The 13,317-nt window shown below is 72.3% G+C and carries 12 protein-coding genes; 9 read left to right on the forward strand and 3 right to left on the reverse strand.

The window, feature by feature from the left end; all coding sequences use genetic code 11:
* Positions 1-32: 32 nt before the first annotated feature.
* The 3 genes from ACJ6WD_RS20240 to ACJ6WD_RS20250 are packed head-to-tail and all read right to left on the reverse strand — an operon-like array spanning position 33 to position 2,795.
* Positions 33-1,064, reverse strand: a complete 1,032-nt coding sequence (locus tag ACJ6WD_RS20240; protein ID WP_233657521.1) for an ABC transporter substrate-binding protein — start codon at positions 1,062-1,064, stop codon at positions 33-35.
* Between the two features lie 53 nt (positions 1,065-1,117).
* Entirely contained in the window at positions 1,118-1,990 is an 873-nt protein-coding gene (locus ACJ6WD_RS20245; RefSeq protein ID WP_016578250.1) for an ABC transporter permease, read from the reverse strand.
* On the reverse strand, positions 1,980-2,795 hold the full coding sequence (locus ACJ6WD_RS20250) for an ABC transporter ATP-binding protein (protein ID WP_016578249.1): 816 nt from the start codon (positions 2,793-2,795) through the stop codon (positions 1,980-1,982). Before ACJ6WD_RS20250 ends, ACJ6WD_RS20245 begins: the two co-directional genes overlap by 11 nt.
* Positions 2,796-3,053: 258 nt before the next feature.
* Between ACJ6WD_RS20250 and ACJ6WD_RS20255 the strand changes: the two genes are divergently transcribed.
* From ACJ6WD_RS20255 to ACJ6WD_RS20295, 9 genes are all read left to right on the forward strand, one after another.
* The gene (locus ACJ6WD_RS20255) at positions 3,054-4,727 is read left to right on the forward strand and encodes an ATP-binding protein (protein WP_407616288.1); all 1,674 of its coding nucleotides are present in this window, start codon (positions 3,054-3,056) and stop codon (positions 4,725-4,727) included.
* On the forward strand, positions 4,724-5,416 hold the full coding sequence (locus ACJ6WD_RS20260; RefSeq protein ID WP_233657523.1) for a response regulator: 693 nt from the start codon (positions 4,724-4,726) through the stop codon (positions 5,414-5,416). The genes ACJ6WD_RS20255 and ACJ6WD_RS20260 overlap by 4 nt, the downstream gene beginning before the upstream one ends.
* Before the next feature lie 625 nt (positions 5,417-6,041).
* The gene (locus ACJ6WD_RS20265) at positions 6,042-6,737 is read left to right on the forward strand and encodes a hypothetical protein (protein WP_407616289.1); all 696 of its coding nucleotides are present in this window, start codon (positions 6,042-6,044) and stop codon (positions 6,735-6,737) included.
* Positions 6,724-8,427, forward strand: coding sequence for a GH3 auxin-responsive promoter family protein (locus ACJ6WD_RS20270; RefSeq protein ID WP_407616290.1), 1,704 nt, complete (start codon positions 6,724-6,726; stop codon positions 8,425-8,427). Before ACJ6WD_RS20265 ends, ACJ6WD_RS20270 begins: the two co-directional genes overlap by 14 nt.
* Positions 8,424-9,281: a class I SAM-dependent methyltransferase gene (locus ACJ6WD_RS20275; protein WP_376558656.1), complete on the forward strand. Its 858-nt coding sequence runs from the start codon at positions 8,424-8,426 to the stop codon at positions 9,279-9,281. The genes ACJ6WD_RS20270 and ACJ6WD_RS20275 overlap by 4 nt, the downstream gene beginning before the upstream one ends.
* A 4-nt stretch (positions 9,282-9,285) precedes the next feature.
* Entirely contained in the window at positions 9,286-10,743 is a 1,458-nt protein-coding gene (locus tag ACJ6WD_RS20280) for an FAD-dependent oxidoreductase (RefSeq protein ID WP_407616291.1), read from the forward strand.
* Positions 10,743-11,930 (forward strand): hypothetical protein, encoded by a 1,188-nt coding sequence (locus ACJ6WD_RS20285; RefSeq protein WP_331246352.1) that lies wholly within the window; start codon positions 10,743-10,745, stop codon positions 11,928-11,930. The genes ACJ6WD_RS20280 and ACJ6WD_RS20285 overlap by 1 nt, the downstream gene beginning before the upstream one ends.
* The gene (locus ACJ6WD_RS20290; RefSeq protein WP_376558662.1) at positions 11,927-12,670 is read left to right on the forward strand and encodes a DUF6182 family protein; all 744 of its coding nucleotides are present in this window, start codon (positions 11,927-11,929) and stop codon (positions 12,668-12,670) included. The genes ACJ6WD_RS20285 and ACJ6WD_RS20290 overlap by 4 nt, the downstream gene beginning before the upstream one ends.
* Positions 12,663-13,316: a LysR family transcriptional regulator substrate-binding protein gene (locus tag ACJ6WD_RS20295; RefSeq protein WP_233657529.1), complete on the forward strand. Its 654-nt coding sequence runs from the start codon at positions 12,663-12,665 to the stop codon at positions 13,314-13,316. Before ACJ6WD_RS20290 ends, ACJ6WD_RS20295 begins: the two co-directional genes overlap by 8 nt.
* Position 13,317 lies beyond the last annotated feature (1 nt).

Here is a 13,317-nt window from a genome sequence, read left to right on the forward strand (position 1 = left end):
GGGTCAGCCCGACGGCGTTGCCTGATGCCCCGTCACTTCTTGACGAACTCGGTGGTGTAGGTCTTGTTCAGGTCGATGGTGGCGTTCTTGAGGGTGGGGTTGAACGCCTTGAGGACGCGCTCGACGGTGGCCGGGCCGTCCGCCGGCATCACCCCGTCCTTGGTGAACATCGGCAGGGTGTCCTTGATGGCCTGCACGTAGAGCTCCTTGCCGCCCTGCGCGTAGTCCGCCGGCATCTTCTCCGCGATCTGCTCGGGGGTGTGCGTGGACATCCACTTGAGGGTCTTGACGAAGGCGTTGGCGAGCTTCTGGACGGTGTCCTTGTGGCTGTTCACCCAGTCCGTGTTCATGTAGAGGCTGGAGGACGGGTAGGGGCCGCCCAGCGCCTCCTTGGAGCCCTCCGGGGTGCGCATGTCGATGAGCACCTTGCCGATCTTCTTGTTGACGACCTGGGCGACGGTCGGGTCGGTCGTCATGCCGCCCTGGATGGAGCCCTGCTCCAGCGCCGACAGGAAGGTCTGGCCGGCACCGACGGCGACCGGGGTGAACTCGTTGACCTGGACGCCGTTCTTGACCGCCAGGTACTTGGTGAGGAAGTCGGTGGACGAGCCCAGCCCGGTGACGCCCAGCTTCTTGCCCTTGAAGTCCTTGGCCGACGTCAGCTCGGACGCGGCCTTGTTGGCGACCACCTCCACCTCGCCGGGCGCGTGGGCGAGCTGCACCACCGACTCGACCTGCTTGTTCTTCGCCTGGAGGTCGAGGGTGTGGTCGTAGAAGCCGACGACGCCCTGGACGTCGCCGGAGACCAGGGAGGTGGTGGCCTGGACGCCGGCGGGTTCGGTCAGCAGGGTCACGTTGAGGCCCTCGGCCTTGAAGTAGCCGAGCTGTTGGGTGAGGCGGGCCGGCAGGTAGATGACCTTGTCCAGACCGCCCACCATGATCTGGATCCGGCCGTCGTCAGCGCCCGCGGAACCGCCGGCGGAACCGCCGCCGCAGCCGGTCAGGGCGGTCAGGGCGAGCACCGCGGCGGCGGCCGCGGCCGTGGTCTTGAAGTGGGTGCGCATGGTCACGTCCTTGTGAGGTGGGGCGGTGCGGGTGCGGGGGGGCGGCGGTGGGGTCAGCGGGCGTCGCCGGCGTCGGCCGGCTTCCAGCGGAAGAGGCGCCTCTCCAGGAAGGCCAGCAGTCCTTCGGCGAGCAGGGCGACGACCGCGAGGATCACCATGGCGGCGTAGACGCCGGCGGCGTTGAAGGTGCCCTGGGAGGCCGAGACCAGCAGGCCCAGCCCCTTGGTCGCGCCGATGTACTCGCCGACGATGGCGCCGATCAGCGCGAAGCCGAAGCTGACGTGCAGGCTGGTGAAGATCCAGGACGTGGCGGAGGGGATGACGACCTGGAGGGTGACCTGACGGTTGCTGGCGCCCAGGATCCGGGAGTTGGCCACCAGGTTGCGGTCGACCTCGCGGGCGCCCTGGAAGGCGTTGAAGAACACCGGGAAGAAGACCAGGACGACGGCGGAGGCCACCTTCGAGGCCGGACCGAGACCGAACCAGATCAGGAAGATCGGCGCGAGCACGATCCGCGGCAGCGCGTTGAGCACCTTGATGTACGGGCCGAGCACATCGGCCAGGAACCGGATCCGGCCGAGCGCGATGCCCAGGACGACGCCGCCGATGACGCCGATGACCCAGCCGAGCAGCGCCTCGTAGAGCGTGTACCAGACCTGCTCCCACAGGGTGCCCTGCGGCGTGCCGTTGACGGCCCACTGGGTGATCTGGTCCCAGATCTTCGACGGCATGGAGAAGTTGAACGGATCGATGACCGCGGCGCGGGCCAGCCACTCCCACAGGCCGAGCAGTCCGACCAGGAGCGCGGCCCGGGTCCCGTAGACGAGGAGCTTGTGGTTGCGGGCGGCGCGGGCGCGGGCCTCGCTGCGCTCCCCCGTGGTGCCGGACGTGGTCGCGGCCGGTGCGGTGACGGTCTCAGGCGACATCGGCGGCACCCCTTTCGCGGGTGATCCGGACCTCTTCGCCGAGCGAGGACCAGATCTCCCGGTAGATCTCGATGAACTGCGGCTCCAGCCGCACCGACTCGACCCGGCGGGGCCGCGGGAGGTCGATCGTGAAGACCTCCTTGACGGTGGCGGGGCCGGCGGTCATCACCACGACCTTGTCGGCCAGCGCGATGGACTCCTCCAGGTCGTGGGTGACGAAGACGACCGAGGCGCCGGTGCCGGACCACAGGTCGAGGAGTTCGTCGGACATCAGCGCCCGGGTCTGCACGTCGAGCGCGGAGAACGGCTCGTCCATCAGCAGGATCTCGGGGTCGTTGACGAAGGTCGCGGCGAGCGCGACGCGCTTGCGCTGGCCGCCGGAGAGCTGGTGCGGGTAGCGGTCCTCGAACGCGGCCAGGCCGACCCGGGCGAGCCATTCGCGGGCCCGCTCCTTGGCCTCGGCCTTGGGCACGCCGCGGAAGCGGGGGCCGGCCATGACGTTGGAGAGCACGGTGCGCCACGGGAAGACGGCGTCCTGCTGGAAGACGAAGCCGACCTTGTCGCCGATGCCGCGGACCGGCTCGCCGGCCACCAGCACATCGCCCTCGGTGGGCTCCTCCAGGCCGCTGACCAGGGTCAGGGTCGTGGACTTACCGCATCCGGTGGGCCCGACCACGGCGACGAACTCGCCGCGGCCGACCGTCAGGTCCAGGTCCCGGACGGCGGTGTGCAGTCCGCCCGAGGGGGTGCGGAAGGTTTTGCTCGCGCCCCGTAGCTCGATGGCGGGGCTGGTGTGGCTGTTCATGGACCGGGAGGCTAGGAGCGAGCCGGGCCCGGGCGGCAGCCTTGTGGGCGCAAGCAGTCGTTCTGCGCGCAAACCCTGTTGTGCCCATTTTGCTCACGCTAGAACAACAAAAGTTCCACGGGGTCTGGGCAGCCGGGCCATGGCGGCTTACGTTGCGTTTACCCGAGATCAACAAAGAGCGTCATGAACAACGAACGTCAGCACACAGCAGTGTCGGTTCCGCAGCGTGCGGAGGGCGGCCGAGACAAGGGGGACCGCATGCGGATCCACTGGCCCCGTCGTGTCTTCGCGCAGGTGCTCACCGCGCAACTGGTCATCACCACCGGGGTGACGGTGCTGGCCACCGGCCTGTTCCTGGCCCCGCTCAGCCACTCCCTGGACGACCAGGCGATGCGCCGGGCCCTGGCCATCGCGGAGACCGCCGCCGCCGACCCCGAGCTGGCCCGCGACGTGACGGCCACCGCGCCGGCCGCCCGCGGCCCGGTGCAGTCCACCGCGGAGCGGATCCGGCGGGCCACGGGGGCGCTGTACATCGTCGTGATGGACACCCGCGGGGTCCGCTGGTCGCACACCAACGTCGCCGAGATCGGCCACCACGTCTCCACCGACCCCAGCCGGACCCTGGCCGGTGCGGAGGTCCGCCAGATCGACACCGGCACGCTGGGCCGGTCGGCCCGCGCGAAGGTGCCGCTGCGCGACGACAGCGGCGCGATCGTCGGGGCCGTCTCGGTCGGCATCGCCTACGACAGCGTCCACGGGCTGCTGCTGCGCGCCATCCCGGGCCTGCTGCGGTACGCGGGCGCGGCGCTGGCGGCCGGGGTGTTGGCGGCCGTGGTGGTCGCCCGCAGCCTGCGGCGCCGCACGCACGGCGTCGCCACCGCCGACATCTCGGCGCTGCTGGACGAGCGGGAGGCGATGCTGCACGGCATCCGGGAAGGCGTGGTGGCCTTCGACGGGCGGGGCCGGATCCGGCTGGTCAACGACGAGGCGGGGCGTTTGCTGGGCCTCGGCCCGGGTGCTGCGGGCCGCGATCTCGACGAGGTGCTGCCGCCGGGCCGCACCACCGACGTGCTGGCCGGTCGGGTCGCCGGCGGCGACCTGCTGGCGGTCAGCGGCGGCCGGGTGCTGGTCGCCAACCGCGTGCCGACCCGGGACGGCGGTGCGGTGGTGACCCTGCGGGACCGTACCGAACTGGAGCTGTTGGGCCGGGAACTGGACAGCACCCAGGGCCTGCTGGACGCGCTGCGCGCCCAGGACCACGAGCACGCCAACCAGCTGCACACGGTGCGCGGACTGCTCGAACTGGGCCGGTACGACATGGCGGTGGAGTTCGTCGCCGAGGTGGCCAGCGCCCACCGGGCGTCCGCGGAACAGATCGCCGAGCGGGTGCACGACCCGCTGCTGTCCGCGCTGTTGGTCGGCAAGGCGGCGATCGCGGCCGAACGCGGTGTGTCGCTGCGGATGTCGCCCGCGACGTTGCTGCCGGACGCGGTGGTGGACCCGCGCGACCTGGTCACCGTCCTGGGCAACCTCATCGACAACGCGCTGGACGCCACCGTCGAGCGGCGCGACGGCGAACCGTTCGTCGAGGTGGAGCTGCGCGCCGAGGGCACCACCGCGGTCGTCCGGGTCAGCGACACCGGGCCCGGCGTGCCGCCCGAGATGCGCGAGCGGATCTTCGCCGAGGGCTGGTCCACCAAGCCCGCCACCGTCGCGTCCCGGGGCCGGGGCATCGGTCTGGCGCTGGTGCGGCGGCTGTCCGAGCGCTACGGCGGGATGGCCCGGGTCACCGCCCGCGCGGGCGGCGGCGCGGTCTTCACGGTCGTCCTGCCCGAAGCCCTGACGCCCGACCGCGTGGGCCGCGGCGGCCCGCCCGCCGCCCTCCCGTCGTCCGCCCCCCGTCAGCTCACGGCCACAGGAGAGTCACCGTGATCGATGTCCTTGTCGTGGACGACGACTTCCGCGTCGCGGAGATCAATGCCGCCTACGTGTCGCAGGTGCCCGGCTTCCGGGTCGTGGGGCGCGCGCACACCGCGGCCCAGGCGCTGGCCACGTTGGAGCGCCACCACGTCGACCTGGTGCTGCTCGACCACTACCTGCCGGACGAGACGGGTCTGACGTTGGTGCGGCGGCTGCGGCAGATGGGGCACCACTCCGACGTGATCATGGTGACCGCGGCCCGGGACGTGGCCACGGTGCAGGCGGCGATGCGGTACGGCGCCCTGCAGTACCTGGTCAAGCCGTTCGGCTTCTCGGGGCTGCGGGCCAAACTGGACGGCTATGCCGCGCTCCGTCGCACCGTCGAGGGCGTCGGCGGGCGGGGCGAGGCCGGTCAGGAGCAGGTGGACCGGATCTTCGCGGCGCTCCGCACCCCGGACTCCCCGCACCGCGAACTGCCCAAGGGGCACTCAGCGGCCACCGTGGACCTGATCCGCCGCATCCTGGACGAGGCCGGGCTGCCGCTCTCCGCCCACGAGGTCGCCGAGCGCGCCGGGGTCAGCCGCTCCACCGCGCAGCGCTACCTCAAGCACCTCGAACGCGCCGGCCACATCAGCCTCACCCTGAAGTACGGCGACACCGGGCGCCCGGAACACCGGTACGCCTGGGCGCGGGCGAGCTGATATTCCGGCGAGAAAACGCTGCCTGAGCTGCTTCTCCTTAGGCGGGGGCGGGCCGGGCGGTGATGCGGTGTCGGCTGCGCCGGTGGCGGCAGCTTCCGCGGAGTACGCCCATGATGCCGGCCGTTCCAAGAATTTCCGGCTTACGGTCCACGCCGCCCGCGCCCCACGCGAAATCCGGGCGGCGAGGAATATGGAATTACGTCTTCCGAATTCTCTGCGGTGGAGACGGGGCGGGGCCTGGCAGCTTACTTTCCCGTCCCACGATGAGGTGCACAACGCACGCTGAACAGGCGCAGATTCAGCCAGGCGCGGGCCTCCGACGCCCCACCGAAAGACTCCGGATATTCATAGATAACGGCCACTACGGTGCTGCCATTACCTCTCGCGGCGATATACCCCAGAAACCCGAGTAAGAACCGTTTCCGGGGGCCAGGGCACTTCAGGAACGAGGGAAAAGCGTGTCGACTTCGGCAGGTTACGGTTTCGGGCCCACTGATCCGTTGAGCGGCGCCGGACGAAAACGGCGCCGGCATCGGACCCGTCGGCCGGTGAGTGCGTCCGAGTGCCCGCCACCGCGCGGTTTCCGGGACACCGGGGATTCCCGTCCCGGCGCGGAGAAACTCCGATGACCGGGGACACCACGAGCCTGACCGCCCCTGGCCGCACCGAGACCGGTGCGCCGCGCAGCGCACCCCCGTTCGTCGTGCTCCTCGGCACCGACTACGCCGGCAAGTCCTCCGCGTTGACGGAACTCGCCGAGCGGGCGCCCTCCTGGCACATGGTCTCCCTCGACGACGCGTTCCTGGCGCCCGGCCACTCCCTGATCGGAAGGCTGCGCCGCAACCTGGTCGCCGACGTCCTGCCGGATCTGCACGACGGCTACTCCCTCGACTTCATGGTCACCCTGCTGCAGACGGCGACGGTCCATCTGCGCGACAGCATCGAGCGCAGTCCGCACGGAGCACCGGTGCTGGTGGACTCCTACTACTACAAGATCCTCGCCAAGTGCCGGCTGGCCGGCGTCGACAGTCACCCCCTGTTCGACTGGTGGCGCAGTTTTCCCCAGCCTCGGCAGGTGGTCTTCCTCGAGGTGTCGACGGCTTCCGCCTGGGAGCGCAGCGGCGAAGGAGCCGAGGCCAACCCCCTTGAGCACTACGGCGACCGGCCCGACCGGGCGTCGTTCGAGAAGTACCAGTCCGACCTGCGCGAAGCCCTTCTGGACGAGGTCCGGCACCTGCCGGTCACCGTCGTCGAGGAGCCGGACGAGGTCTCCCGGACCGTGCAGTTACTAGGAGAGGTGATGGGCCGTGACATCGGTTGATCCATGGGCTGATCCGGCCCGGATGCGCAGCTACCGGGAGCGGGTCCTCGGCGAACGAGAACGCCTCCACGACGCGCTCGCGGACGCGGACGGTCACCAACACCGCGTGCTGAGCGAGCTGTTGGAGCACAACGCGGGTACCGAGTACGGCCGCGCCCACTCCTTCGGCGCGATCCGTTCCCTGGCCGACTTCCGCAAAGCGGTGCCGATCAACGACTACGCGGCGCTGGCGCCCTGGATCGAGCGGATGGCGGCGGGCGAGAGCAACCTGCTGAGCGCCGACGACCCCGCGGTGTACTTCACCAGCAGCGGCACCACCGGCGCCCACAAGAAGATCCCGGTCACCGAGGGCTTCATGCGCCGGGCCTTCTTCCCGTTCTACTTCGCCGCCTGGGCCCCGCTGATCGAGCACTTCCCCGACGTGCTCGACCGGCCGGACGCGGTGCTGAACCTCAAGCACGACCCGCGTCCCGCGCCCCCGACCACGGCCTCGGGCCGGCCCCACGTCGGTGCCAGTCAGGTGGACCTCGGTACGCGGTTCGGCGAGCCGCTGTCCGCCGAACCCGGCACGTTCGCGCCGTGGGGCACCCTGCCGGTGCCGGTCGACGAGGACGACCACCTGGAGAAGACCTACCTGCGGCTGCGCCTCGCGGTGGAGAGCGACGTCCGTTGCGTCATCGGGATCAACCCGGCGATGGTGGCCGCGCTGCCCTACCAGTTGAACCTCTGGTGGCCCCGGCTGGTCAAGGAGATCCGCGACGGCACACTCGGCGGGGTGCCGTACGGCAGTCCCCATCCGAAACGGGCGGCCACCCTGGAGCGACTGGCCGACCATTTCGGGACGATCCGGCCGGCCCACGTCTGGCCGCACATGCGGGCGCTGTTCCTCTGGACGACAGGCATGGCGACGCTCTACCTGCCGCGGCTGAGCGAGGAGTTCGGCCCCGGCGTGGCCACGCTCCCGGCGCCCGTCGCCGCGTCCGAGGGGCCCACCGGTGTCGCGCTCGACCGACACGGCTCCGCCGGCTCCCTGGTGGTGACCGCGTCGGCCTACGAGTTCCTGGACGCCGAGTCCGACATCCGCCCCGACTCCCCGACCCTGACCCTGCACGAACTGGAGCCGGGCCGGGACTACCACGTGATCTTCAGCCACCTCGGCGGTCTGTACCGCTACGCGGTCGGCGACGTGGTCCGGGTCGTCGACCGGGTCGCCGGCGTGCCGCGGGTGGCGTACGCGGGCCGCAGCACCCGGTCGGACGCGGTCGGCGAGCGGCTGCGCGACGCACAGGTCATCCGGGCGCTCGCGGCGGCCGCGCAGGCCACCGGCTTCGACGTCCGCAACGCCGCCTGCCGGGTCGCGGACCGGCCCGAAGGCGCCGTCGCGCACTACGAGTTCGCCGTGGCGGCCCGCGACGCGTGGAGCGCGCAGGAGACGCGGCGCTTCGCGGTCGAACTGGACGCAGCCATCGGCCGGGAGGCCGCGGGCTACCGGACGGCGCGTGCGGCCGGCCGGCTGACCGCCGCGACCGTGCGGCGCCTGGACGGTGACGCCTTCCTGCGGGACTGGCACACCAGCGTCGCCACCGGCATCCGGCCGACCCAGGTCAAGGACCGGATGTTCCGACAGGACCACACACTCTGGGGGCAGCTGACCGGCGCTGACCCCGTCAGCGAGGAAGGCACGGCATGACCGAGCAACTGGACGCCGTCGAGCGGACCGCACTTCTGACGGCGGCGCTGCGCGCGGCGGAGACCGCGCGCGAGGACCGGCTCTACACCGACCCCTACGCCGTCCGGCTGGCCGGCGAGGACGGCAAGGAGCTGCTCCGCGAGATCCACGAGGTCACCTTCCCCAAGAAGGTGCGGAGCGCCGTCCCGAGCACCCCCGACTACAACGCCATCCGCACCCGGTTCTTCGACGACTTCCTCCAGTCGGCCGCCCAGGACCCGGAGATGCACCAGATCGTGCTGGCACCCGCCGGGATGGACTCACGCGCCTACCGGCTCGACTGGCCCGCGCACCTGCGCTACTTCGAGGCCGACCGGCCCGCGGTCCTGGCCTACAAGGAGGAGCGGCTGCGGGGGGTACCGCCCCGGGTCGACCACCGCTCGATCGCCCTCGACCTCACGTCGCCCGACTGGGAGCGCGAGTTGACGGCCGCCGGCTACGATCCGGAGCAGCCGTCCACCTGGCTGCTGGAGGGGCTGCTCTACTACATTCCCGGCGACGACACGCACCGCATCCTCGACCGGGTGGCCGCGCTCATGACACCGGGCAGCCGGATCGCCGCGGACATCGTCAACGCGGCCGCACTGACCCTGCCGAACATGCGGGACCTGCTCGACGTGTTCGCCGGCTGGGGCTGCCCGTGGCTGTTCGGCACCGACGAGCCGGAAGCGCTGTTCGACGCCCACGGCTTCACCGTCGAGGCCACGCAGCCGGGCGAGCCGGCCGCCGACTACGGGCGGTGGCCCGATCCGGTGCCGGACCGTTCCGAGACCGGTGTGCGCCGGGTGTTCTTCGTCCACGGACGACGGAGCTGAGACGGTGCCCGCGATAGTAGTCGGCGGGAGCGTCGCCGGACTGGCCACCGCACTCGCCCTCAGCGGCGCCGGCTACGAGGTGCGGGTGCTGGAGCGCTCGGCCGCACCTCCGGAGGGGCCCGTCGAGCAGGCCGTGCGGGCCTGGCACCGGCCCACCGTTCCGCAGGCGGTGCACTCGCACTCCCTGACCTCGATCGGCGTGCGGACGCTGCGCCGCCGGGCCCCGCGGCTCTTCGACGCGCTTCTGGCGGCCGGAGCCGAACTACTGGACCTCATCGAGGCGTTGCCGCCGCTGGTCGAGGACCGGGCCCGGGAGGTCGGCGACGACGATCTCGTGGCGCTGGCCTGCCGCCGCACCGTTCTCGAACTGCTCCTGTACCGGTTCGTGCGGGACCTGCCGCAGGTCCGGTTGGAGCACGGGACGGTGGTCCGCGGGCTGGCGCTCGACTCCGCCGGCGAGCGGGTCCGAGGGGTGCACACCGCGGACGGCGAGGTGCTGCCGGCGTCGGTCGTGATCGACGCCACCGGCCGGCGCGCCGCCTCGCGCGACTGGCTGGCATCCGCAGGGGTCCCGGTCGCCGAGGACCTGGTGGGGCCCTCCGCCCTCACCGGCTACAGCCGCCAGTACCGGTTGCGCGGCGGCGGGCGCCCCGGACCGCTCAACCGCGGCAACGCGGCGGCCGGGGTGTGGGACCACTACGCCGCCGCGCTGCACCCGGCGGACAACCGCACCTTCGCCGTCGCGGTGATGGTGCCCACCGGCGACCGCGCGACGGCACGGCTGCGCGAACCGGGTGCGTTCGCCGCCGCGGCCCGGGCCACGCCCGGCATCGGTGCCTGGCTCGCCCCCGGTGTCAGCGACCCGCTCACCCCGGTCAACGTCATCACCTGCCCGCCGAACACGCTGCGCGGCACGGTGACGACCCGGCAGCGGCCGGTGGCAGGGCTGTTCGCGGTCGGAGACGCGGCCTGCGTCACCAACCCGCTGTACGGCCGCGGTCTCTCGCTCGCGCTGGACCACGCCTTCCGGCTCGCCGACCTGCTCACCGACGCGGTCCCCGACCTGGCGCTCGGTCAGGCGGCCGGCCGGCTCGCGGAGCAGTGCTACGCGCCCTGGTACGCGTTCGCGGCGTCCGAGGACGCGCAGCGGGCCGCCCAGTGGCAGGCGGCGACCGGTGTCGGCCGGGCGCCCGCGCAGCCGCAGCCGCAGCCGCAGCCGCAGCCGCAGCACGGCAACGGGCCCAGCCCCGCACGGGTGCGCGCGGCGTCCCTGACCGACGGGTTGGTCTGGCGTTCCGTCGTCCGCGTGGTGATGGGGCTGAGCACGCCGGCCGCGGCGTTCGGCGACGAGAAGTTCCGGGCCCGGGTGGAACAGGCACCCCCGATCGATCCGGCGCTGCTGCCCGCGGCGCCGGACCGGGACGCGTTCCTGCACCTGATCGCAGCGGCGGAAGGGGCATAGTGCAGACCAGTCTCCACACCGCCTCGGCTCCCGACCCGGCACGGCGCTCGCACGCCGACGCCGTGCCCCCCGGAGCGGCGCGCCCCCGGGTGCTGCTGGCCCCGATCACCGTGACCCCGTCCAAGCCCCTGACGCCGAGCCACCTCAAGGGGCTGCTGTGGACCGACGTGATGTACCGGGCCACCGCGCAACTGGCCGAGGTGACCTACCGGTACAGCCCCACCACCTACCACCTCACGGAGCAGACCCTCGGGTTCTGGGAACACCTCGACCGCACCGTCGGGGACACCGACTACTCCGGTCTCACGGAGGAGGACATCGGCGAGCTCTACGTCGGCTACCGGTCCGAAGGACGACGGGCCGGACCGGCCGCGCTGCGTCCCTACGCGGAGGCGGTCGAACTGCACGGCTGGGTTCACCCGGCGAGCGCCCGGATCCTGCACATGTGGGCGGCGCACTACGCGCGCCTCGGCATGCACGACGCCGGACTGCTCGCGCACCAGCCGCCGGAACTGGGGCTGGAGGAGGTGATCGACCGCCTCGGCGCCGCCGGCATGTGTCTCGACCAGCGCGCCTACGGCGGCCCGGTCTTCCTCGACGCCACCCGGTACGGGCTGCCGCTGCGCCAGATCGTCGACGCCGGGGGACGGCCCAACTACCTGGCCTGCGTCCTGCGGGAACTCGTGGCGCTGGCACCGCGGTTCGACGAGACGGTGCTGCTGTACGACCGTGAGCTGGAACCCGACTACCTGCTCCTGGAGCGCACGCTGTCCGTATGCGGAGCGACCGTCCGCCGGGTCACCCTCGGCCGGGTGCCCATCGACGGGGAGATCCGCTCCGCGCGCCACGGTGACTGGCACGACCACACCACCGGCGCGCTGCTGCGCGGGGCCGGGGCCGAGTTCGACGACGCGGTGCTGCGGCTGGGCATGCGCCTGTACTTCATCGCCGGGCTGGGGCCGGGCCAACAGCAGTCCTTCCGCCATGAGGCGCTGCGGCAGAGCCTGGCGCGTGCCGCCCGGCTGCTGTCCCACGACAGGGCCACCGATCCGGCGCCGCTGCCGGAGGTCCTCTCCCGGCACCGCGGTGCCCACCTCCACGTCAACCCCTACCGGCTGACCTCCGCTCTGCTGGCCAGGCACCGGCCGGCACCGAGTCCCGAACTGCTCTCGGCGGTCTACCTATGACGACGTCCCAGGAACTGTTCCGTGCGCAGGTGGCCCGGCGCATCCGGACCGCCCGGCCCGAACTGGCGGCGCGCTTCGACCTGCTGACCGCCGACGGGCTGCTGTCGGCGCGGCGGGAGATCACCCGAGCCGCGTCGGACGCCAAGGTGTTGGCGGTCTGCGTGCTGCGCGACTTCGACCTGCCGGCCTGGGTGCGGGCCACGTGCGCGTTCGCCGCCCGGGTCGAGCCGTCCGCGGCCGCGAACTGGCGCCGCGACTTCACCCGCACGGTCTTCCTCGCGGGGAACCCGGTCAACCTCACGGACCGGTTCGCCTTCGACCACGTGGCCGACGACGGCTCGGCCGCCTGGCAGGGCCCGGCCGACGCCGGGGCCAGCACCGCACTGCGCCGGCTGCTGAAGCTCTTCGACGGGGCGGCCGAACTGCCGACCCGTCCCTCCACGGTGGTGCGGGTGCTGGCCGACCGGGACCGGCGAGGCCGCGCCCCGGTCCGGCGGGAGCTGCACGTGGCCACGGCCGGGGTGACCATCGCCAACTGCCTGGTCCACCTCAACCACTTGTTGGTCGAAGCCGTGGCGGACGGCATCGTCGGCCCCGGGGACGAGTTGGTGGTCCGCCAGGCACCCTGGCTGCCGGCCTCGGCCGGCCCCTTCGCCGCGCTGCGGATCGACGGCACGTCCGAGCGCCCGGACCACCTCCGCGCCTACACCGCCCTCACCGAGGAGATCCACGATGCCTGAACCGCCCCGCTCCCCCGCGGACCGTCCGATCCGCTTCGGCTACCCCAGCTCGCCGCGGACGGCCCGGGAGATCCTGGCCGCCGCGGGATGGGGCGAGGACCGGGCCGTGCTCGCCCCCTACGACCTCACCGACCCGTTCTCCGCGCTGCGCCGCGACGAACTCGACGTGCTGGTGGTCAAGTTCGGCATCCAGGAGCCGGACCTCGTCACCAGTGAGGTGCTGCACTTCGAATCCCGCGCCGTCGTGGTGGGCGCGCGGCATCCGTTGGCCGGGCGCGACGCCGTCTCCATCGAGGAGGTCGCCGCGTACGACGCCTTCGACCGCCCGGGGGACTTCCCCGCCTACCTGTGGGACGAGTTGGTGCCCCACCGGACCCCGCAGGGCCGGCCGATCCACCGGCGGCACCGGGTGGACGACATCGCGGAGATGATGGCCGTGGTGGTGCAGTCCGACGCCGTGCACCTCTCGGTCGCGTCGTTGGCGGACCTGGCGCCGCCGGCCATCCGGGTCGTGCCCGTCCCCGACCTGCCGCCCGTCCCGGTGCGCCTGGCGTGGTACCGGCACCGGGAACTTCCCTCCCACGTGGCGGAGTTCGTCGCCGCCGCGGTCCCGGCCCAGCCGTCCGCCACGGCGGGCGGAGCGTGAG

The sequence above is a fragment of the Streptomyces sp. VTCC 41912 genome (genome assembly GCF_045799175.1).
Classification (GTDB): domain Bacteria; phylum Actinomycetota; class Actinomycetes; order Streptomycetales; family Streptomycetaceae; genus Streptomyces; species Streptomyces albulus_C.

What these genes read in the sequence shown, in the direction of transcription:
- ACJ6WD_RS20240 (WP_233657521.1), bottom strand. Translation starts at nt 1,064, where the DNA reads ATGCGCACCCACTTCAAGACCACGGCCGCGGCCGCCGCCGCGGTGCTC.
- ACJ6WD_RS20245 (WP_016578250.1), bottom strand. Translation starts at nt 1,990, where the DNA reads ATGTCGCCTGAGACCGTCACCGCACCGGCCGCGACCACGTCCGGCACC.
- ACJ6WD_RS20250 (WP_016578249.1), bottom strand. Translation starts at nt 2,795, where the DNA reads ATGAACAGCCACACCAGCCCCGCCATCGAGCTACGGGGCGCGAGCAAA.
- ACJ6WD_RS20255 (WP_407616288.1), top strand. Translation starts at nt 3,054, where the DNA reads ATGCGGATCCACTGGCCCCGTCGTGTCTTCGCGCAGGTGCTCACCGCG.
- ACJ6WD_RS20265 (WP_407616289.1), top strand. Translation starts at nt 6,042, where the DNA reads ATGACCGGGGACACCACGAGCCTGACCGCCCCTGGCCGCACCGAGACC.
- ACJ6WD_RS20275 (WP_376558656.1), top strand. Translation starts at nt 8,424, where the DNA reads ATGACCGAGCAACTGGACGCCGTCGAGCGGACCGCACTTCTGACGGCG.
- ACJ6WD_RS20290 (WP_376558662.1), top strand. Translation starts at nt 11,927, where the DNA reads ATGACGACGTCCCAGGAACTGTTCCGTGCGCAGGTGGCCCGGCGCATC.
- ACJ6WD_RS20295 (WP_233657529.1), top strand. Translation starts at nt 12,663, where the DNA reads ATGCCTGAACCGCCCCGCTCCCCCGCGGACCGTCCGATCCGCTTCGGC.